This is a genomic window from Streptomyces albireticuli (genome assembly GCF_021228125.1).
In the GTDB taxonomy this organism is placed as follows: Bacteria; Actinomycetota; Actinomycetes; order Streptomycetales; family Streptomycetaceae; genus Streptomyces; species Streptomyces albireticuli.
The window spans coordinates 117,621-138,196 of sequence record NZ_JAJQQS010000005.1; the positions used below are offsets into that span (position 1 = coordinate 117,621).

A 20,576-nucleotide genomic window follows, 5' to 3' on the forward strand; every position below is an offset into this window, starting at 1 on the left:
CTGGTCTCCCGGTCACTTAATTCTTGACGTGGAACTCACGCTTGTCGGCCAGTTTCCCGTCCTTGAAGCAGAAGCGGTAAACCGTGTCCGTGCTCAGGCCCTGCGAGGTGTCGGTGGACAGCAGGACCAGGCACTTCATCCCCTGCGGGTCGTCCGGCAGCCCCTTCGTCACCTCGGAGGTGAGGAAGGACTTGCCCGACGGCAGCCGGTCGCGCACCTGCGCCTCGTCCTCGCCGACCCGCACCGAGTTGTAGACGCGCGGCTCGACCATCGTCTTGTCGGCCTCCTCGAAGACCATGCCCACGCCGATGACGGCCGCCACCACGAGCCCGACCAGGACGACCAGGGCGACGCCGCAGCCGATCAGGCAACCGTTTCTCTTCTTGTCCCTCACGATGTTCCCGAACTCCTCGCGCGGTTCCGACCAGTCGATGACCGGTCCACCGTCGCCCGGCGGGACGCCCGGAAGCTGCTGCCGGAAGTCGTCGTCCGCGTCGACGAAGGTCGCCTCGCGGGCCTCCTTCGTCTCGTACGGGATCACCCCGGCGAGCCGGAAGCCGTCCTCGACCGGTCCCGCGTGGACCATGCCGCCGACGAGCCGGGCCCGCTCCCGCAGCCCGGTGAGCCCCTGGCCGCCGCTGACGGGCGCCGCCCGCTCCCCGGCGCCGTCCGGCACGGTGCCGTTGGCGACCTCCACGACCAGGGCGTCCGGCTCGTAGCGCAGGCTCACGGAGATCCGGGCGCCGGGCGCGTGCTTGTAGGCGTTCGTCAGCCCTTCCTGGGCGATGCGGTACGCGGCGTGGTCGGCGGTCGGGGCCAGCCGGCGCGGCTCGCCCGTCCGGGTGAAGGTGACCTTGGCGCCGGCGGCCACCGCCGACTCGACGAGGCCCTCGATGCCGGCCACCGCGCGGGACACGGGCTCGCTCTCCTCGGCGACGCCGGGGTCCTTGAGGATGCCGACGACCTCGCGCAGCTCGTGCATCGCGGCCACCGACGCCTCGCGCAGCACCCCGACGGCCTCCCTCTGCCGCCCGGTCAGCTCCGGGTCGACCTCCAGGGCGCCGGTGTGCACGCTGATGAGGGCGAGCTGATGGCCGAGGCTGTCGTGCATGTCGTGGGCGATGCGCTGTCGCTCGCGCATCCGCGCCTGCCCGGCGATCATCCGGCGCTCGCGGAGCAGCTGGGCGTTGCGCTCCCGCAGGGTCTGGAGCAGAGTCCGGCGCTGGGTCCAGTACCGGCTGGTGAGGCCGGGGACCACCGAGGTCACCAGGAAGAGCAGGGTGCCGAGGGTGAGGACCAGGACGAAGGACTGGCGGAGCTGGAGCAGGCCGAGGGCCAGGTCCACGACGAAGGCCGCGCAGAACGTCAGCAGGGCCCGTACGGCCCCGTCGATCCTGCGTCCGGCGGACCAGCTGGCCAGGATGAGGACCAGCATCCCGCCGCCGCTCAGCGAGGACAGGGCGGCCGCGGCGATCAGCACGGTGCCGGGCAGGGCCCTGCGCACCAGGGAGAGCAGCACGACGGCGACGGTCACCGCCGCGATGCGTACGGGACCGTTGCCCTCAAGCCATTCGGTGCCCGCGGCGAGCGCCGCGAGCGTGAGGGCCAAGGCGCACTCCCAGGCCAGCCGCCGCCGCGTCCACTGGCCGGGGTCCACCAGCCGCCGCCACAGGCCATGGGCCCACGTTCTCGCCTCAGCCCAGGTTGTCGCCTTCATGGTCGGCAGCCTAGGCAGAGTTCCCGGACCGGGTCGTCTACCGAAGGTCTACGACCGTCGCGACCAAAGTAGGGACCGAAGCGGGGATCTACGTAGCGATCTGCATAGCGATCTACGTAGCGACCCGCGTAGGGACCGAAGCCGGCCCGGCCCGTGGGACCGGCCCGTGGGGGGCGGGAGGGGGGTGCCGGGCAGGCCCCACCCTGCCCGCTGCCCGTCCGCCGGTTACTTGTCGGCGGTGAGGACGCCCGCCTGGCCCCAGCTGTCGGCGGGGGTCTCGTGGATCCAGACCTGCACGGCGTCGGCCGGGATCTGGTAGGCGTCGACGAACGCGTCGGTGATGCGCTGGACGAGGTCCCGCTTGAGCTCGACGGTGCGGGGGCCCTGCTGGACGGTGACGATGGGCATGGGGGTGCCTCCTCGATCGGCGGTGCGGCCCGGCCGTTCCGGGTCGTTCACCGGTGTGACACCAGTCCATCGCGCCGGCGCCCCGGGACCTAGAAGCACTCGGACCACACAGCGATCACGAATCGTGATCGGCGCAGGCGGCCAGCAGGGTGCCGAGCGCGGCGGGCGGGGAGACGGGGTGCACGGCCAGCGCGGTCGGCAGGGAGAGCCCCTCGCCGCGTACGGGCAGGAAGGCCACGCGGCTCGTGCGCAGCTGCCGGGCGTGCGAGGCGTAGACCACGGTCCACATGGGTGAGGCGGCGCCGATCGCGGCCAGGGTGTCCTGGAGGCTGCTCGACCGGGGGCCGGGCACGGGCGCGAAGCCCGCGTCCCGGCAGGCCGAGACGACCAGGTCGACCAGGGGCGGGTTGTTGCGGCGGTCGGTGAGCCGCAGCGGCAGCTCGGCCAGGTCCGCGAGGGCGACGTCGGGGGCCGCGGCCAGGGGGTGCCGGGCGGGCAGGGCCACCACCAGCTGGTCCTGCCAGACGGGTATCAGCCGCACCCCGGGGTGCTCCTCGGGGGCGCGGACGAACGCGGCGTCCAGGCGGCCCGCGGCGACCTGCTCCAGCCGTGACCGCACGGGGGCCGCGAGGAGCTCGACGCCCAGCTCCGGGGCGTGCCGGGCGAGCGATTCCAGCACCCGGTCCAGGTGGTCGCCGAGCCCGGTGCTGGTGCCCAGGCGGAGGGTGGCGGCGCGGCCCGCCGTCAGTTCGGCGGCGACGGCGCGCGCCCGTTCCTCGGCCGCGAGCACGGACCGGGCCTCGGGCAGGAAGCGCTCTCCGGCGGGAGTGAGGCGGACATGGCGTGGCGAGCGGTCGAAGAACTCGACCCCGAGCTCCCGTTCCAGCCGGCGGACCTGCTGGCTCACGGCGGACTGCACGATGTGCAGCCGCTCGGCCGCCCGGCCGAAGTGGAGTTCCTCGGCGACGGTGACGAAATACCGGAGCTGACGCAGTTCCACGGGTCCGACCAGCCTCTTCTCGGTGTCCAGGGACCACCGAGTATGCGCGTTCCGGCCCGTCCGGCGATCGAGGGCACCGCTCGGCGGCGCGGGAGGGGGCCGGGGGCGGCGCCCCTCGGTCACGGCGAGGGGCGGGGCGGGGAACAAGCCCGCAACAGCACCGAAGTCCGTACGTACGGACCCACCGTGCCGATCCGTCCGGTCGCGGTCGTACCGCGCGGCAGCAGGCCGCCGACGGTGTCGAAGGCCAGCCGGCCGTCCTCCAGGAAGGCCACCTCCACCTCGTGGAAGGTCGGCTCCCGCCCCGCGTCCAGGGCCGAGAACGCCTTGTAGAAGGCCTCCTTGGCCGAGAACACGGCGGTCAGGCGCGCGCCGCCGGCCGGCCCGGGACGGAGCCGGGCGCGTTCGCGTTCGGTGCACACCAGGCGGGCGGCCGGGGCGCCGAGCCTGCCGAGCCGCTCGATGTCCACGCCGATGCCGAGGACGTCCTCGCGGACGGTCGCCAGGCACACCGCGACGTTGCCCTCGCAGTGGCTGATCGAGCCGCGTACCCCGGCGGGGAAGCGCGGCCGGCGGCCGTCGCGCAGCACCGGGCCCGGCCGCCCCAGCAGCCGCAGCGCCTCGGCGGCGGCGTGCCGGCCGGCCGTGAAGTCCCGGCGCCCGCCCGGCGAGCGGCCGGACAGCAGGTCGCGCTCCGCCGGGTGCAGCGCCTCCTCGGCGCCCTCGGCGCCCGCCCAGCGCAGCACGCCGACCGTGCCCTGGCCGGACGGGGCCGTGGGACGGCCCGTAGGGCGGCCCGGCGGACGCGGGCGGGCCGGCCGGGGCGCCCGCCTCACGACGCGAAGTGCGGCAGCACCTCGGAGGCGATGAGATCGAGGTGGTCCAGGTCGTCCAGGTCCAGCAGCCGCAGGTAGGCGCGCTCCGCGCCCGCCTCGGCGAAGCGCGCGATCTGCTCGGCAACCTGTGCCGGGGTGCCGCGGAAGGCGGTGTCGGGGAGCTCCTCGCCCGCCGCCTCGGCCCTGCGGGCGATCTCCGCGTCGTTCCGGCCCACGCACACGGACTGGATGACGGAGAAGCGCATGGCGTCCTCGCCGCGCCCGTTCTCGGCCAGCGCCTCGCGGATCCGCCCGTACTGCACGGCCGCCTGCTCGGGGGTGACGAACGCGGCGTTGTACTCGTCGGCGTACGCGGCGGCCAGCGCCGGGGTGCGGACCGCGCCCGTACCGCCGACGATCACCGGCGGGTGGGGGCGCTGGACCGGCGGCAGGGTGGGCTGGGCACCGGTCAGCGTGAAGTGCTCACCGGTGAAGTCGAAGCGCTGGTCGCCGGGGGTGGTCCAGAGACCGCGGATGATGCGCAGCTGCTCCTCCAGCCGGTCGAAGCGCTTGCCGGGGAACGGCATCGCGTAGGCCTGGTGCTCGCCCTCGAACCATCCGGCGCCGAGGCCGAGTTCGACGCGTCCGCCGGACATCCCGTCCACCTGCGCGACCTGGATGGCCAGCTGACCGGGGGAGCGGAAGGTCGCCGGGCTCACGAGGGTGCCGAGGCGGATGCGCCGGGTGTCCCGGGCCAGGCCCGCCAGCGTCACCCACGCGTCCGACGGGCCGGGCGTACGGCCGTGCCCGCCGAACTGGAGGTAGTGGTCGGAGCGGAAGAGCGCGTCGAAGCCCAGGTCCTCGGTGGCCCGCGCGACGCGCAGCAGGGTGTCGTAGGAAGCCCCGCGCTCGGACGGCTCGGTGTGGATACGGAGCAGCATGGCTGGACCCTTCGGTTGATCAGGCGTGGCGGTGGGTGGGGCGTGCCGGTTCGTGAGGCGTGCCGGTTCGTCGGAGCGTGCCCGTTCATGGCGCGTACCGGTTCATGGCGCGTACCGATTCGTGGCGCGTACCGATTCGTGGCGCGTACCGGGCTTCCGGACGCACGGCTTTGCGATCGGCAACGTAGCCGCGCGGCCGTGTCGGTGCCCATGCCCCCAGAGATCCGCCCACTGCCTCTTTGGAGGCATCGCCTGTTCCCTGCGCGGTAATCGCGCCCGGCGGACGCGGCGCCGGCGGCTAGCGTCCGGGCTCGTCTACCTTGGAGGTTGCCACCATGCCCGTCCCCGATGCCCCGAGGCGGCAGGGCGGACGCCGATCCCCCTCGCTCACGCTGCTGGCGGTCTGCCTGGCCTCGGTGCTGTTCCCCTTGTCGATCACCGGTACGTCCGTGGCGCTGCCGAGCATCGCCACCGATCTGAACAGCGGTCTGGCCGCCCTCCAATGGGCGGTCAACGGCTACAACCTGACCTTCGCCGGCTTCATCCTGGCCGCCGGTTCACTGGCGGACCTTGTCGGACGCAAACGGGTGTTCCTCATCGGCACTGCCCTGTTCGGCGTGGGCGCGCTGGTCGCCGCGGTGTCGAGCGACGTCATGCTCCTGGACGTGGCCCGCGCGGTGTCCGGGGCGGGCGCCGCGGCGGCGCTGCCCAGCGGCAGCGCGCTGCTCGCCCAGGTCTTCGAAGGCCGGGCGCGGGCCCGGGCGTTCAGCCTGTTCGGCACGACGGTGGGGCTGGGCCTGGCGCTCGGGCCGAGCATCGCGGGCGTGCTGGTGAGCAACCTCAGCTGGCGTTCGGTGTTCCTGGTACCGGCGGTCGTGGCGTTCGCGGTGCTGCTGCTCGCCCCCTTCGTGCCGGAGTCCCGCGGCCCGGCCGGCGGCCGGGTCGACAAGGCCGGCACGGTGACCTTCACCGGAGCGCTCGTACTCCTGGTGTTCGGCCTGGTGGAAGGCCCGCAGCTGGGCTGGGCGCATGTGGCGGTGCTGGGCCCGCTGGTGGGCTTCGTGGTCCTGCTGGCCGCGTTCGCCGTCGTCGAACGGCGGCAGGCGCAGCCCATGTTCGACCTGACGCTGCTGCGCCGCCCGCGCTTCCTCGGGCTGTGCGTGTCCGTCATGGTCATCGTCTTCGGCTTCAGCCCGCTGGTGGTCTACCTGCCCTCGTACTTCTCGGCGGTGGACGGTCTCAGCCCGCAGCAGGCCGGCCTGACGATCATGATGCTCACAGCCCCCACGCTGATCTTCCCCGTGGTGGCGGGGGCGTTGACCCGGTGGATACCTGCCGGAACGCAGATCGTGGTGTCCGTGCTGCTGGTCGGCGTGGGCTGCGCGTGGCTGACGGTCATCGAGCCGGGCGGCGGCGACCTGCCGGTGCTCGGCCCCATGCTGCTGATCGGCGTGGGCGTCGGCATCTCGTTCGGCCTGCTGGACGGGGCCGCGGCCGACAGTGTGGAGCCGGAGCGCACCGGCATGGCCTCGGGCATGTTCAACACCATGCGCCTGGCGGGCGAGGCCACCGCGATCGCCGTGGTCGGTTCGCTCATGGTCACGTTCACGCGGGGCGGCCTCGACGGCAAGCTCGGTTCGTACGACACCCCGTACGCGGACGAGCCGGACCGCGTCGCCGACCTGCTCAACCAGGGTGACCTGGCCACCGCCGCCGACACCGTGCGCGGCGGCGCCGGCGCCCGCGACGCGTTCGTGGACACCGCCGCGCACGCGTACACGGGTGCGCTGCACACCGTGCTGTGGGTGCTGGCCGCGCTGTGCGTCGTGGCCGTGCCGCTGATCGCCTTCCTGATGCGGGGGCGTTCGGAGGCGGCGGCACGGGGTGCGGGCGTGGAGGCGTCCTCGCCGGACGCGGCGGTGTCCTCGGCGGCGGGGCGGGTGGAGGTCTGAGCGGTTCGGCGGTCTACGGGTCCGTGGACCGCGGGTCCATGGACTGCCGGTCCGTGGACTGCCGGTCCGTGCACTGCCGGACCGTGGACTGCCGGACCGTGGACTGCCGGACCGTGGACTGCCGGCCTCGGCCGGCGTAGTCCGTCGGCTGCGGGCCGCGTCGCGATTCTCCCCTCCCCGCCCCTTCCCTGAACCGGGGCTCCGCCCCGGGCCCCTACCGCGCTTCGCGCGGTGTCCTCAAACGCCGGACGGGCTGAAATGCCCTGCCCTGCCCTCCCCTAACACCGGACGGGCTGTATACCCCGTCCTCCCCCCCGTAAGGAGTCACCCTCATGCCGGAAGCAGCAGCTCCCGTGCTCGTCGTGGGTGCCGGACCCGTCGGTCTGGTCGTCGCCTGCGAACTGCTCCAGCAGGGCGTCCCGGTCCGTGTCGTCGACGCGAACCGCAACCACTCCCTGCACTCCCGTGCCATCAGCGTCTGGCCCCGCGTCCTGGAGGTCCTGCGCAGGATCGACGTCGCGGACACCCTCGTGGAGCGCGGCCACCGCGTCAGCGGCGTCGGCTACTACTCGTCCGGGCGGCTCCTCGGCACCGCCCGGCTGGACCGGCTCCCCGACACCCCGTACCCCTTCGGCCTGATGCTGGCCCAGAGCCGCACCGAGGAGGTGCTGGAGAAGCGGCTGGCCGAGCTCGGCGGCACGGTCGAGCGCGGGGTCCGGCTGACCGGGCTCGCACAGCGCCCGGACCACTGCGCGGTGACGCTGGAGCACGAGGACGGCGCCACCGAGGAGACCGAAGTCCCGTGGCTGGTCGGCGCGGACGGCGCGCACAGCACCACGCGCAAGCTGCTCGGCATCCCCTTCGAAGGCGACCAGCCGGACGTGAGCTTCGCGATCGCCGACGCGCACGTGGACGGTGACCTGTCGGACCGGCTGCTCGGCTACTGCTACTCGCCGGGCGGCAGCCTCGCCCTCGGCCCGCTCGGGGACGGCGTGTTCCGGCTCGCCGTGAGCGTGCCGCACCCGGAGGACGACACCCCGCCGCCGCTCGCGCTCTTCCAGGAGGTACTCGACGCGCGCGCGCCCGGCCACGGCGTGGTCCGCGGGCTGAAGTGGAGCACCACTTTCCGGGTGCGGGTACGGACCGCCGCGCGGTTCTCCGCCGGCCGGTGCTTCCTGGCCGGGGACGCGGCGCACGTGATGAGCCCCGCCGGTGGCCAGGGCATGAACACCGGGCTCCAGGACGCGGTCAACCTCGGCTGGAAGCTGGCCGGAGTGGCCCGGGGCCGGCTCGACCCGGCGGCCCTGGACAGCTACGACGCCGAGCGCCGGGAGGCCGCCCACCGGGTGACCGCCACGACCGGCCGGCAGACGCGGTGGGGCTTCGCCTCCCGGCGCGCGCAGATCGCCGCGCGTGACCTCACGCTGCGCGGCGCCGACCGCGCGGGACTGGTGCAGCGGGCGCTCGCGCCCATCGTGGCGCAGACCGACACGCACTACGGGCCCGCGCCCACGCCCACCGAGCTCGCCTCGGAGCTGGCCCGGGGGACCGGGGCCCGGCCGGGCGTCAGGGTGCCGGTGCTCCTGGGGGCTGTGGGGGTCGCCGGGTCCGCCACCGAGGCCGGAGCGGGGGACGGCGAAGGGGCCTCCCTTGACCGGGACTTCACGAGTGAGGTGCTTCCGGACAGCCGGTTCACGGACGGCGGCTGGGTGGCGGCCGAGCGCGACGCGTTCACCGTGCTGCTGCGCTGGGACCCGGCCGACAGCGCCGAGCGCCGGTCCGAGGCGTACGCGCGGATGCGCGCCGGGGCTCCGCCGGAGACCCGGTGGACGGACCTGAGCGCGGCGCCCGACGGGGTCCTGACCCGGCTCCTGGGACCCGGCCCGGTGGCCGCCGTGGTCCGCCCGGACGGGCACCTCTTCCGCCGGGTCCGCCCCGAGGAGGTACCCGCGGCGCTGCGTGCCGCCCGTGCGCTTCGGCATTTCTAGAGACTTCGGCACTTGTAGCGACAAAGCGCCCGGCATTAATACCTGAGGTAACGCGGGAGACAGCCCGGACAGAAGGCCACAAAAGAGCGCCGAAAGGCAGCTGAGCAATTGCGGGGGCGGTCGGGGCGGGAGATTTCTCCAATAGCACGGAGACCCGCCCTCCGCACCTTCGAGAATTGGTCAAAAATTGGCAAATGAACGATCTTGTTTGTAGACCCCATGTTACGGTCCGGTGGTGCAGAACGCTGTGCGGATTGACAGCGCGAAGGCGTACGGGGAGGGGTCACATGCAAGGTCACTGTTCATCGAGACATTCCCTGGGCGGGCAACTGGAGGAAGAGATTCCTGCCTTGGTGGCCCGATACCGTGACGCATTAGAAAAGGCCGACAACCCACTCGGGAAGCTGCCGGAACTCTGGGAGGACACCCGCAGCCACGCCGATCTCATCCTCACCCGCTGGGCGCGCGCCCTCGACATACCCGACGAGGACGAATCCACCGGCATCGCCGCCGCGCTCGACCTCTCGGGCTCCTCCTCCCTGGGCACCCGCAGGGCCATCAGCGGGGTCCGGCTCGTCGATTCCCTCCGGGCCCTCGAAACCCTGACGCACACCGCCCTCGCCACCGCCGAACGCTTCACCGCCGACGCCCCCACCGAGGAGCGCCACCACGTGATGGGCCGCGCCGCCCAGGTGCTCAACAGAATCGGCTCGCAGCACACCCAGGCGGCCGTGTTCGGCTACGACGCCCACCTGCTCCGCCAGATCGACCGGGTCAACACCGACGAGCGCGACCGGCTGGCCCGCGACATCCACGACCTCCTGGGCAACAGCCTCGCCCTCGCCTTCCGCCACCTGGAGCTCTACCGCCTGACCGCCGCGGGTCCCGGAGACCCGCGGCGCGCCCATCTCTCCGCACTCGACGACGCCCTCCAGGAAGCCGTGGGCTTCACCCGCGGCCTCATCTCCGGACTGCGCCACGGCGCGCCGCTCATCAGCCTGGAGGCGGAGCTCCGGGACTGCGCCGGCGCCCTGAACTTCCGCGGCCTGCCGGTGCGCGTCACGGTCAGCGGGGACGAGACCTGGCTGCCCGTAGCGCACCGCACCGAATTATTCCTCATTCTCCGCGAATTTCTTCGCAATTCCTTTACGCACGCCGCACCGAAATCCATATCCATCGATGTCTGCATCAAACCCAACCGAGTCGAGGCGGCGGCCTATGACGACGGCCGTGGATTCGACCACGACGACACCCGGATCGGTAACGCCCGGCACCCCGAGGACCGCGTCGGCCATCAGGGCGGACTGGTCATGATGCGGGAACGGGCCAGGGAGCTCAACGGCTCCTGCCAATTGCAGAGCCGGCCGGGCGCGGGCACCCGGCTGACGCTGTGGCTGCCGCTCCCGGAATGGCACGCCGCCCAGGGCTCCGGGGATTCCGTGGTCGCCGGCGAGCCGGCCGGGGCACCACGGTCGTGACTCCCCGGGGGCTCCCGGGTCCGCCGCCCGCCCCGCGAGAGGGCCCGGGCGACGAGCAAGTGAACCGCCGAGGGGGAACCATGGACACCATTCGCATTCTCATCGCCGACGACCACACCCTGCTGCGCAACGCGCTGGCGGAGATCCTTCAGACCACCGACGAGTTCGAGGTCGTCGCGACCGCCGGCAGCGCCCCCGAGGCCATCCGGCTGGCGGCCGAGCACCAGCCGGACATCACCCTCCTCGACATCGGCATGCCCGGCAACGCCCATCCGCCGACCACCGTGCGCAAGCTCCAGCAGGCCGCCCCCTCGGGCGGCGTTCTCGTGCTGACCATGCACGACGACCCCCAGCTCGTCCAGGCCCTGCTGCCGCTGGGCATCCGCGGCTTCCTCCACAAGACCGTGAGCCACCAGGCGCTCTTCGCCGCGGTCCGCGAGGCCACCACCCCCGGCAGCAGGATCACCCTCTCCCTCTCCGCCGAGTCGCTGGCCGCGCCCCCGCCGCCCGCGCCCGGACCACTCTCCCCGCGCGAGGCGCAGGTCGTCGAGCTGGCCGCGCACGGCCTGAGCAACTATCAGATCGCCCGCCGGCTCGACATCACCGAGGGCACCGTCAAGCGCCACATGCGCAACATCTTCGACAAGCTCGGCGTGGGATCCCGCGTCGAGGCCGCCAACAAATCCGTGGAACTGGGCCTGATCGAGCCGCCCGTCGCCGCCCCCAAGCGGATGAGCCGCCGCTACCGGGAGTACCCCGAGTCGGCCTGATGCCTCCTTGGTGACATCCGCTGCCCCCTGTGGCGCAGCCGCACCCTTCCCCGGGGCGTGACCGCCCTACGGTTCAGGGACCTTCGCCGCCCGGCCCCGGCCGGTGGACGGCGCGGCGCGCGGGCACACCGCCCGCGGCCCGCCGGGCGGCGCCCCACCCCGCGGAAGGCAGTACGGCAATGCACCCGACCCACCCCGCCCATCCCACGGAGCGCGCCCGACGGTCCAGACTTCCCTCCCTCACCGGACTGCGGTTCTTCGCCGCGCTGTTCGTCTTCCTGTTCCACATGACGCAGATGAACTCCCCGCTGGACCCGGCGTCCCCGATGAACCCCTTCGCGGACCAGGGCCTCGCCCACGCGACGGAGAAGCTGTTCAGCCGGGCCGGATACCTCGGCGTCTCCTTCTTCTTCGTCCTCAGCGGCTTCGTCCTCACCTGGGTGGCGCGCCCCGGGGAGCGCCTGCGGGACTTCTACCGCCGGCGGCTGCTGAAGATCTTCCCCAACCACCTGGTGACCTGGGTGGTGGCGATGGTCCTGTTCGCCGGTGCCACCGTCGGCCCGGCCGTCTGGGCCTCCAACCTGGCACTCGTCAACTCCTGGTACCCGCGCCTCGACATCAACCTCGGGGCCAACCCGCCGAGCTGGTCGCTCTGCAGCGAACTCCTCTTCTACCTGCTGTTCCCCTTCGCGCTGCGCCCGGTCCTGCGGATCGCCGAGCGCCGGCTGTGGATGTGGGCCTGGCTCATGGTGGCGGGCACGGTGGCGGTCGCGCTCGTCGGCGCGTACCTGGTCACCGACACCCCGAGGCCCGCCCTGCTGCCCGTCTCCCCCACGCAGTTCTGGTTCGGCTACTTCTTCCCGCCGCTGCGCATGTTCGAGTTCGTCCTCGGCATGCTGCTGGCGCGCATCGTCGTCGCCGGCCGGTGGCCGCGGATCGGCATCGTCCCGGCGGTCCTCCTGGTGGCCGCCTCCTACGCGGCCACGATGGTCCTGCCGTTCCAGTTCGGCTTCGTCGCGGCCACCGTCCTGCCGGTCGGCGCCCTGATCTCCGCCGTGGCCACCGCCGACGTCCGGGGCACCCGCACCCTGATGCGCGGGCGGACCATGCAGTGGCTGGGCGAGGTCTCCTTCGGCTTCTACCTCTGCCAGGCGATCGTCCTCTTCTACGGGCGGACGCTCCTGGACGAGGACCAGTGGGGCTTCGGGCCGGTGGGCGGCGCGCTCGCGCTGCTGGGTGCCTGCCTGCTCAGCCTGCTAGCGGGCTGGCTGCTCATGGTCTGCGTGGAGCGGCCCGCCATGCGCCGCTGGAGCGGTACGCGCCGGTCCGGCGGTTCGCTCACGGTGCGGAGGTCCGTACCGGCCGAGCGGGCCCGGGTCGACGCCTGACGGCCGCCGTACGGGCCCGTACGAACCCGGCCCGTACAGACCCGACCGCACGGGCCCGCCCACGGACCCGACCGCCGGTACGTTCATCGGCCCGGCGGCCTCCCGTCGCCCTTACGGTCGAATGGTTCACGCCCGTAAGGCACGGGCGTCAGCCGGGGTCGTCCGGGGTCGTCCCGGAACGGCACGGTGTCCCGGTCCGCCGGGGCGCTCCGCCCCGACCGCGCGTACACGGCGTCCCGCAGCGCGGCCACCATGTCCCACAGCTCGGCGAACCCCACTCCGGCCGTGCCCGGTTCCCACCGGACCGCCCCGAGCGGCACCGGCTCCCAGCGGGCGCACCGCGCCAGGGCCCGGGCCGCCTCGCGCAGCGGCCACGGCCGGTGGTGCCGCAGCAGCACGCGGGGCGCGCCGGTCCCTCCGGCCGCCTCCGGCCATTCGGCGGTGTAACCCAGGGGCTCCAGCCACGCGTCGTACAGGGCCCGGGCGACCGCGCCCCTGCGGTCCGCCCGGCCGGCGGGGTCCGTCCGGGGGCCCTCCCACAGGTCGAGCACCACCATGTCCGCGCGGCACAGCGGGGGGTGCCCGCTCTCCGGGAGCGGGGCTCCGTCGACCCGCCCGTCTCGCGACTCCACTGTCCTGGACCGCGGGCTCAGATGCCCATGCCGATGCCGCCCCCGACGGGAAGGACGGCCCCGGTGACGTACGAGGCCGACTCCCCCGCCAGGAAGCGGACGGCGGCCGCGACCTCCTCGGCGGTGCCCGTCCGGCCGAGTGGCGTCATCCGCATGACGTCCTTCATCCGGCGGTCGGTGAGCTGCTTGGTCATGTCGGTCTCGATGATGCCGGGGGCGACGACGTTGACGGTCACCCCCCGCGAGCCGAGCTCCCAGGCCAGGGAGCGCGCGAAACCCACCAGGGCCGTCTTGGTGGCCGCGTAGTTGGCCTGGCCCGGCGAGCCGAGGAAGCCCAGCGCGGAGGACATCAGGACGATACGGCCGCCGCGCGCCGCGAGCATGCCGCCCGCGGCGGCCCGGACGGTGCGGAACACCCCTTGGAGGTTGGTGCCGAGCACCTCGTCGAAGGCCGCGTCGTCCATGCGGAGCAGCAGCGTGTCGCGGGTGATGCCCGCGTTGGCCACCAGGACGTCCACGGGCCCCTGTTCGGCCGTGACGGCCGCGAAGGCGGCGTCCACCGACTCCGGGTCGGTGACCTCGCAGCGCACCCCGAAGAAGCCCTCCGGCGGCTCGCCGGAGCGGTAGCCGACGGCCACCCGGTCCCCGTCGGCGGCCATGGCACGGGCGACGGCCAGGCCGATCCCCCGGTTCCCCCCGGTGATGAATACGGAACGTGACATGTTCTTCCCCTTACTCGGGCCGGCCGGTGCCTTCTGCGCACCGGGCGGCCGGCTCCGTCGCTCGTCGGTGAACGGCGGTCGGTCAGTCCGCCGGTGGCTCGGCCGGGCGCTCCACCACCAGGCACGACCAGGTGAACCCGGCGCCCGCGCTGAAGACCAGCGCCCGCTCGCCGGGTGCCAGCGTGCCCGCGCGCACCAGCCCGGCCAGGCCCGCGGCCGAGTCGCCGGCGCCCAGGTGCCCGGTGTCGCGCCCGGGGTCCAGCAGGGCGGCGGCGATCGTCCCGGACAGCACCGGGATCCACGACTCGTTCAGGGACTTGAGGCCGAACCGCGGCAGGACCGCGTACCGCAGGCGCGGGTCGTCGGGCGCGGTGCCGGCGTCGCGCAAGGCGGCCGTCACGACCTCGCGGATCGCCGCCTCGTTCGTCGCGTTGAAGCCGTCGCTGCCCCACTCGGTGAGGTACGCGCGTTTGGTGGCGCGCATGTCCACCCGCTCGCGGACGGTGCGGGCGGCGGGGGCGAAGGGGTCCGTGCCCCGGTGCATGGCCTCCAGCTCCGGGGCGGCGACCGTGGCGACGGACAGCAGGACCAGCGGGTCCCGCGGCGTGGCGGGCACGGTCAGCAGCACGGCCGTACCGGCGTCGCCGTAGACGACCCCGTAGTCCCCGGCCCACCGGTCGAAGCCCGGTCCCGCGAAGCGGTCGCCCGTGGTCAGCAGCCCCCTGCGCGGGGTCCCGGGCCGGCTCGCGCGCGCCGCGGCCAGCCAGGCGGCGGTGAGTTCCACGGCCGCCGAACCGCCGTTGCACACCTGCTGGACGCCGACCGGCAGGGCGTCGTGCGCGCCGAGCCGCGCGGCGATGTAATGGGCGGGCGACCACAGGTCGTGCCCCTGGTAGTACATCCACGCGTGGCACACCATGTCGAGGTCCCCGGCCGCGACACCGGCCGTGGCCAGCGCCGTGCGCGCCGCCTCCACCGCCATGTCGGGGGCGGGGACGTCCTCGGACGCCGGGACCGTGTCATGGCCCAGCTCACGGGCCGCGCGGGCGCGCAGCCTCCCGTCCCCGACGGCGTCGGACGCCCGCTCCCGCCCGTCGGGCAGCCAGAGCTCAGCGGCCGTGATCCCCACGGCCTCCACCGGTCTCATCTCGTAAGCCCCCTCAGACCTGCCGGCCGTCGTCCCTGTCGGCGGGACGTCCGCCGTGACAGGGCGATCGTGGTGAAAGGGTGCCGGTGAATCCACCCGTGATCACGCGATTGCCCCTTAGGGAAGGCCGGTTGCGGCTCGTCGGACACATGCCGATGCCACTTTGGGGGTGCTTGCCGATGCCGCCGCGTTGGAGCTTCGATTCAGGTCGACCGGTCGGAACCGGTCCGATGCCCGGCTCGGTCCGCGGCACACATCGGCTGCCGTTCGGGCACCGAAGGCACCTGCCGACGCCCGTCGGCGGCCACCGGCATCAGCCGGGCATCGGCGCGAACTCACTGTGCGAAGGGGGAAAAATGAGCGACGCCATCATTTCCGAGGAGCTCCGGGCCAAGGTCCGGGCGATCGTCGGCGATGTCCTCGAGGTGGAGGACGACGGCGCCCTCACGGACGAGAGCAGCTTCGCCGACGACTTCGACGCGGACTCGCTGCTGGTCATCGAGATCTTCTCGCGCTTCGAGCGGGACCTCGGCATCAAGATCCCGCAGGAGGACCTCACCGAGCTGGACGACCTCCCGTCGGCCTACGCGGTGGTGGCGAAGCACAGCGCCGGCCAGGTCGCCGGTGTCTGAGCGGAGCGACCGGCGGATCCGCCGGGTGGCCGTCACCGGGCTCGGGGCGGTGAGCGGACTGGGCCTGGGCGCCCGGGAGTTCACCGCCGCGATCCGCGAGGGGCGCGGCGGCATCGGTCCGGCCGGGCAGTTCGACACCACCGGTTTCGACCACACCCTGGCCGGCGAGGTCACTGACTTCGACCCCGCCGCCCTCCTGGAGCGGCTGGACCACCGGAAGTGGGGCCGCAGCGGGCAGTTCGCCGCCGCGGCCGCCCGGATGGCGGTCGAGGACGCCGGGCTCACCCCCGGCGCCCTCGCCGCCGGCCGCACGGCCAGCTGCTTCGGCACCACCAACGGCGAGTCGCAGGTCCTGGAGCGGCTCGCCACCCAGCGGGTGCGGCAGGGCGTCGCCCATCTCGACGCCGCTCTGGCGGGCCAGGCCGACGCCGGGCGGATCGCCACCGCCGTCAACCACGAACTCGGCCTGACCGGTGAGGCGCTGACCCTGGGCACCGCCTGCGCGGCGGGCAACTACGCCGTCGGCTACGGCTTCGACCTGGTCAGCACCGGTGAGGCGGACGCGGTGCTGTGCGGCGGCGCCGACGCCTCCAACCGGGCCACGCACGCGGGCTTCCACCGGCTCGGCGCGCTCGCCGCCGACGTGCCCCGCCCCTTCGACGAGCACCGGGACGGCATCGTCACCGCCGAGGGCGGCGCGGCGCTGCTCCTGGAGCCCCTGGAGTCCGCGCTCGCCCGTGGCGCCCGCGTCTACGCGGAGGTGCTGGGGTACGGCATGACCTGCGACGCGCGGCACATGACCAATCCGCACGGCCCCTCCATCGCCGAGTGCGTCCGGCGCGCCCACCGCGCGGCGGGCGTCAAGCCGGAGGAGGTCGACTACATCTGCGCCCACGGCACGGGTACCCCGGCCAACGAGGCCGCCGAGGTCGCGGCCGTACGCGAGGCGTTCGGGGACACCACGCCGCTCCCGCCCATCAGTTCGGTGAAGTCGATGATCGGCCACACGATGGGCGCGGCGGCCGCCTTCGGCGCGCTGGTGTGCTGCGCGGCCCTGCACGAGGGCTTCCTGCCGCCGAGCGCGACCGTGCGCGACGTCGACCCGGCGCTCGGGCCCGGCCTGGACTGCGTGCCCGGGCGGGCGCGGGAGGCACGGCTGTCCATCGCCCAGAACCATGGCTTCGCCTTCGGCGGGAACAACGCCGTGGCGATCTTCGGGAGGTTCGACGCATGACCCTGACGACGGCCCCGCGCGGCACGGGCGGGACGACGGACCCGTGGGCCCGAGAGCGGTCGGAGGTCCGGTCGGAGGCGCTGTTCCCGGTGCCCGCCGTGGACCTGCTCGGCTGCGCGGTCCACAGCGCGGCGGGCCCCGGCCTGGCCGCGCTCGGCGCGGCGCTGGAGGCGCCGTCGGACGGGCGGGCCCCGGGCGCCACGGACCCGGCGGACCTGCCGGCCGCCCCCGGTGACGTGCCGTACCCCCCGCTGGACGTACGCCCGGCCGCCGGTTTCGACCCGGCCGCCGTCCTGGGCCGCAAGGGCCTGAGCCGGCTGACCCGTACGGACCTCCTGGGCCTGGCCACCTGCACGGAGGCGCTGGAGGCCGTGGGAGGGCTCGGCGGACCGGACAGCCTTACGGATCTTGATGGTTCGCCCGCGGCCGGTGAGACGGGTGTGGTGCTGGGCAGCGCGCTGGGCAGCGCGAGCGCCGTCGCGGAGTTCACCCGGGACACGCTCGTCCAGGAGCGCCCGTACCTGGTGAACCCGTCCGCCTTCCCCAGCACCCTGATGAACTCGGCGGCGAGCCGGGCGGCCATCCGGCACGGCCTCACCGGGCTCAACGCGACGGTGTCGGGCGGCCCCCTGGCCTCCCTGCACGCGCTGCGCTACGCCCGGAACGCGCTGGTGCGCGGCCACGCGCGGCAGTTGCTCGTGGGCGGCGTCGAGGAGCTCTCGCCGCACGGCGCCTGGGCCTGGCAGCGGGCCGGCGCGCTCGCCCCGGGCACCGCGCTCGGCGAGGGCTGCGCCGTCTTCGTCACCCGTCTGTCGCCGGGCCCCGCCCCTGATCTCGCCCCCGGCTCCGCCCCGGAGGCCGGTGCGGCGCCGCTCGCCCGGCTGCTCGCCTGCGACATCGGGTCCGCCGACCCGGAGGCGGGCCCCCTCGGCGTGGCCCGCAGGCTCGCCGACTGCGTGCGGGGCGCCCTCGCCCGCAGCGGGGTCACCCCCGAGGACGTCGCCGTGGCGGCCGTCGGCGCCGCCGGGCGGCGCGGCTGGGCCGCCGTCGAGGAGCGCGGGCTGCGCCAGGCGTTCGGGCCCGGCCCGGAGCCCTTCCGGCTGCGCGTGCAGCCGGTGCTGGGCGAGACCCACAGCGCGGGCGGCGCCCTTCAGCTCGCCGCGGTCCTGGCCCGCTGGCAGGGCCCGTCCACGGGGGCCGAACGCGCCGCCGTGATCACTTCGGTGGGCCACGACGGCTCCGTCGGCTGTGCCGTCGTCGTACGCCCCGAGTCCGCCTGACCCCCGTCTGGAGAACCCATGCACACCGCGACCGTTCACCCCGCCGACGAGGAGCTGTCCCGGCCGGCGCCCGCCTTCGAGCGGACCGTCCCGCGCGGGATGGTCCACCGCTGGGCCCTCTCCGAGGTGTTCCTGACCGACTCCGTCGGCGGGGACGACGCGCGCTTCACGGCCGCCGCCCAGCTGCCCCTGTCCCACGGCTACTTCCGCGACCACCCCGGCGCCGGCCGTGACTTCCACGACGCGCTGCTCGTCCTGGAGAGCTGCCGCCAGGCGGTGACCTACGCGGCCCACGTGCACGAGGACGTACCGCTCTCGACCACGTTCATGGTCACCTCCTGGTCCCTGGACGTGACCGACCCGGCCGCACTGGCCTGCGGAGAGCGCCCCGGCGAGCTGGTCGCCGAGGGCCGGGTCACCGACCGGCAGCGGCGCGGCGGCCGGCTGCGCCGCCTGGTCTTCGCCATGGACCTGCGGCTCGACGGGCGCCCCCTGGGCCGTCTGACCATGGACGTCAGCTGCACCCCGACCGACCAGTACCACGCGCTGCGCCGGATGCAGCGCGGCTCGGACGCCCCGACCGCCTTCACCCTGCCCGCCGACCCGGCGGGCGAGCCGGCCGCGCCCGCGGCCGTGGGCCGCCTCGACCCGGGCAACGTGGTGCTCGACGCGGTCCGCGGCACGGCCGACGGTGCCCTGGAAGCCGCCCTCAGCCCGCGCACCTTCCGCAACCGGAGCATGTACGACCACCCCTACGACCACGTCCCGGCGATGGTCTTCAGCGAGGCGGCGCGGCAGTGCGCGGCGCTCCTCGGGGGCGGCGCCGGGCAGGACCCCGGTCACGGCCCCGGCCGGGTGCTGCGGCTGGACGGCGAGTTCGCGAAGTTCGCCGAGCTGGACGAGCCGGTGCGCCTGGCCGCCGCGCGCGACCCGGAGGCGGGCGGTTCCGCTTCGTACCGGCTGACCGCGACGCAGCGGGAGGACACCGTGGCGCGGCTGACCATCACCCTCGGCTGACCGTCACGCTCGGCCGGCCCTCACACACCCGGCTGACCGCCCCCCTTTCCCACCCTCTTGGAGACCCGTATGTCCACGGCCGCCCCCGGCATCGCCTTCTTCGACGTCGACGAAACGCTCATCACCCTCAAGAGCATGTTCGACTTCTACGACTTCTTCCTCGACTCGCTGGGCCACAGCGACGAGGAGAAGGAGCGGCTGAGCCGCGACGCGAGGGACCTGCTCACCCCCGGGCTCCCCCGCGAGCAGGGGAACCGTCTCTTCTACCGCCGCTTCGCCGGCTACGCCGTGGACCAGGTCGCGGAGACCGGCCGCCGCTGGTTCGACCACCACCAGGCGCGCGGCGGCCTCTTCCACGACGACGTGCTGGCCGCGCTGCGCGCCCACCGCGCGGACGGCGTGGAGACCGTGCTCGTCTCCGGCTCGTTCCCGGCCTGTCTGGACCCGGTGGCCGAACACGCGGGGGCCGACCGCCTCTACTCGACCGTGCTGGAGGCGCGGGACGGCCGCTACACCGGCGAGGTGCTACGGACGATGATCGGCGACGCCAAGGCGGAGACCGCGCGCACCGTCATCGAGGAGCGGAGGGTCGCGGCCGGGGACTGCTTCGCGTACGGGGACCACGTCTCGGACCTGGACCTGCTGCGGCTGGTCGGCCACCCCGTGGCCGTGGGCGCGCACCCGGCCGTCGTCGAGGAGGCGGAGCGCCTCGGCTGGCGGCGCCTGGCGGGCACGGCCGGCGCCGTCACGACGCCTTGAGCAGCGCGCCCTCCCGCCACTTGAGGATCTTGTCGAAGCTGACCACCGCGCCCTGCCGCCCCGGGCGGTTCCGCACCCGGACGTGATCGGTGAGCGACTCGATCAGGAAGAGGCCCCTGCCGTGTTCGTCCTGGGCGGGGGCCGGGGTCCTGGTGCGGGTGGCGCGGGCGGGGCGCTGGGTGCGGCGGCGGTCGCGGGGGCGGGGCTGCTCGGGGAAGCCCGGCCCGGAGTCCGTGACCTCGATCCGGCAGGTGTCACCGTCGATGAACGCGGTGACCAGATAGCCCGTCGAGGAATCGCCGCCGTGTTCGACGGCGTTGGCGCAGGCCTCGCTGAGGGCGACCGACAGATCGTAGGAGATCTCGGGGTCGACACCCGCCGTCTCCATGGTGCCGACCAGCAGCCTACGGGCGAGCGGCACGCTCGCGGCCTCGCGTCGCAGATGGAGTGACCACCACATGCTCATGCTCAGCCTCCTGGCCGCGGCTCGACATACCGATACGTATAGCCAGCAGCGGCGGCCCGTAAGCCTGCGGCGCGTGTGAGACCGCTCATTCGGACGATGCGGCGCGCGGGTGCGTCGGTGTATGGGGTGATACGCCGGGGTGCGCCGGAGCGCTCGCGGCCCCCTTCCGGCCGGGTGGCGGACGTGCGCCCCCTGCCGTAGGGAAGGAGTAAGGCCGGTGGGATGATGGC

General features: G+C 74.0%; 19 protein-coding genes. 10 read left to right on the forward strand and 9 right to left on the reverse strand.

The window, feature by feature from the left end; all coding sequences use genetic code 11:
- Positions 1 to 16: 16 nt before the first annotated feature.
- From LUZ64_RS11230 to LUZ64_RS11250, 5 genes are all read right to left on the reverse strand, one after another.
- Positions 17 to 1,717: a sensor histidine kinase gene (locus LUZ64_RS11230; protein ID WP_095578781.1), complete on the reverse strand. Its 1,701-nt coding sequence runs from the start codon at positions 1,715 to 1,717 to the stop codon at positions 17 to 19.
- Between the two features lie 225 nt (positions 1,718 to 1,942).
- Positions 1,943 to 2,125, reverse strand: a complete 183-nt coding sequence (dmpI, locus tag LUZ64_RS11235) for a 4-oxalocrotonate tautomerase DmpI (protein WP_087927152.1) — start codon at positions 2,123 to 2,125, stop codon at positions 1,943 to 1,945.
- A 115-nt stretch (positions 2,126 to 2,240) separates the two neighbouring features.
- The gene (locus LUZ64_RS11240; RefSeq protein WP_095578782.1) at positions 2,241 to 3,125 is read right to left on the reverse strand and encodes a LysR family transcriptional regulator; all 885 of its coding nucleotides are present in this window, start codon (positions 3,123 to 3,125) and stop codon (positions 2,241 to 2,243) included.
- 119 nt (positions 3,126 to 3,244) lie between these two features.
- Positions 3,245 to 3,961, reverse strand: a complete 717-nt coding sequence (locus LUZ64_RS11245) for a 4'-phosphopantetheinyl transferase family protein (RefSeq protein ID WP_095578783.1) — start codon at positions 3,959 to 3,961, stop codon at positions 3,245 to 3,247.
- On the reverse strand, positions 3,958 to 4,881 hold the full coding sequence (locus tag LUZ64_RS11250; RefSeq protein ID WP_095578784.1) for an LLM class F420-dependent oxidoreductase: 924 nt from the start codon (positions 4,879 to 4,881) through the stop codon (positions 3,958 to 3,960). The genes LUZ64_RS11245 and LUZ64_RS11250 overlap by 4 nt, the downstream gene beginning before the upstream one ends.
- A 335-nt stretch (positions 4,882 to 5,216) precedes the next feature.
- Between LUZ64_RS11250 and LUZ64_RS11255 the strand changes: the two genes are divergently transcribed.
- The 5 genes from LUZ64_RS11255 (at position 5,217) to LUZ64_RS11275 (ending at position 12,457) form a co-directional block, all read left to right on the forward strand.
- Positions 5,217 to 6,833, forward strand: a complete 1,617-nt coding sequence (locus LUZ64_RS11255; protein WP_095578785.1) for an MFS transporter — start codon at positions 5,217 to 5,219, stop codon at positions 6,831 to 6,833.
- Between the two features lie 332 nt (positions 6,834 to 7,165).
- Positions 7,166 to 8,821, forward strand: a complete 1,656-nt coding sequence (locus LUZ64_RS11260; RefSeq protein WP_095578786.1) for an FAD-dependent monooxygenase — start codon at positions 7,166 to 7,168, stop codon at positions 8,819 to 8,821.
- 353 nt (positions 8,822 to 9,174) lie between these two features.
- A complete protein-coding gene (locus LUZ64_RS11265) occupies positions 9,175 to 10,299 on the forward strand; it encodes a sensor histidine kinase (protein ID WP_170116641.1) in 1,125 nt (374 codons plus the stop codon).
- Between the two features lie 80 nt (positions 10,300 to 10,379).
- Entirely contained in the window at positions 10,380 to 11,069 is a 690-nt protein-coding gene (locus LUZ64_RS11270; RefSeq protein ID WP_095578788.1) for a response regulator, read from the forward strand.
- Between the two features lie 179 nt (positions 11,070 to 11,248).
- Positions 11,249 to 12,457, forward strand: a complete 1,209-nt coding sequence (locus LUZ64_RS11275; protein ID WP_095578789.1) for an acyltransferase family protein — start codon at positions 11,249 to 11,251, stop codon at positions 12,455 to 12,457.
- An 83-nt stretch (positions 12,458 to 12,540) separates the two neighbouring features.
- Here LUZ64_RS11275 and LUZ64_RS11280 read toward each other — a convergent pair whose 3' ends face one another.
- The 3 genes from LUZ64_RS11280 to LUZ64_RS11290 form a co-directional block, all read right to left on the reverse strand.
- Entirely contained in the window at positions 12,541 to 13,014 is a 474-nt protein-coding gene (locus LUZ64_RS11280; RefSeq protein ID WP_170116642.1) for a hypothetical protein, read from the reverse strand.
- A gap of 92 nt (positions 13,015 to 13,106) precedes the next feature.
- Positions 13,107 to 13,811 carry an SDR family oxidoreductase gene (locus LUZ64_RS11285; RefSeq protein WP_095578791.1) on the reverse strand — a complete coding sequence of 235 codons (705 nt, stop codon included), beginning with the start codon at positions 13,809 to 13,811 and terminating at the stop codon, positions 13,107 to 13,109.
- 82 nt (positions 13,812 to 13,893) lie between these two features.
- The gene (locus tag LUZ64_RS11290) at positions 13,894 to 14,958 is read right to left on the reverse strand and encodes a ketoacyl-ACP synthase III family protein (RefSeq protein ID WP_095578792.1); all 1,065 of its coding nucleotides are present in this window, start codon (positions 14,956 to 14,958) and stop codon (positions 13,894 to 13,896) included.
- Positions 14,959 to 15,314: 356 nt separating this feature from the next.
- Here LUZ64_RS11290 and LUZ64_RS11295 point away from each other — a divergent pair, with 356 nt between their 5' ends.
- From LUZ64_RS11295 to LUZ64_RS11315, 5 genes are all read left to right on the forward strand, one after another.
- A complete protein-coding gene (locus LUZ64_RS11295) occupies positions 15,315 to 15,590 on the forward strand; it encodes an acyl carrier protein (RefSeq protein ID WP_095578793.1) in 276 nt (91 codons plus the stop codon).
- Positions 15,583 to 16,824 carry a beta-ketoacyl-[acyl-carrier-protein] synthase family protein gene (locus LUZ64_RS11300; RefSeq protein WP_232389908.1) on the forward strand — a complete coding sequence of 414 codons (1,242 nt, stop codon included), beginning with the start codon at positions 15,583 to 15,585 and terminating at the stop codon, positions 16,822 to 16,824. Before LUZ64_RS11295 ends, LUZ64_RS11300 begins: the two co-directional genes overlap by 8 nt.
- Positions 16,821 to 18,104 (forward strand): beta-ketoacyl synthase N-terminal-like domain-containing protein, encoded by a 1,284-nt coding sequence (locus LUZ64_RS11305; RefSeq protein WP_095578794.1) that lies wholly within the window; start codon positions 16,821 to 16,823, stop codon positions 18,102 to 18,104. Before LUZ64_RS11300 ends, LUZ64_RS11305 begins: the two co-directional genes overlap by 4 nt.
- Before the next feature lie 18 nt (positions 18,105 to 18,122).
- Entirely contained in the window at positions 18,123 to 19,121 is a 999-nt protein-coding gene (locus LUZ64_RS11310) for a ScbA/BarX family gamma-butyrolactone biosynthesis protein (RefSeq protein WP_095578795.1), read from the forward strand.
- Between the two features lie 69 nt (positions 19,122 to 19,190).
- A complete protein-coding gene (locus LUZ64_RS11315; protein ID WP_095578796.1) occupies positions 19,191 to 19,880 on the forward strand; it encodes an HAD family hydrolase in 690 nt (229 codons plus the stop codon).
- Here the strand turns inward: LUZ64_RS11315 and LUZ64_RS11320 are convergent.
- A complete protein-coding gene (locus LUZ64_RS11320; protein ID WP_232389907.1) occupies positions 19,867 to 20,346 on the reverse strand; it encodes an ATP-binding protein in 480 nt (159 codons plus the stop codon). The two genes, LUZ64_RS11315 and LUZ64_RS11320, sit on opposite strands and share 14 nt — an antisense overlap.
- Positions 20,347 to 20,576 lie beyond the last annotated feature (230 nt).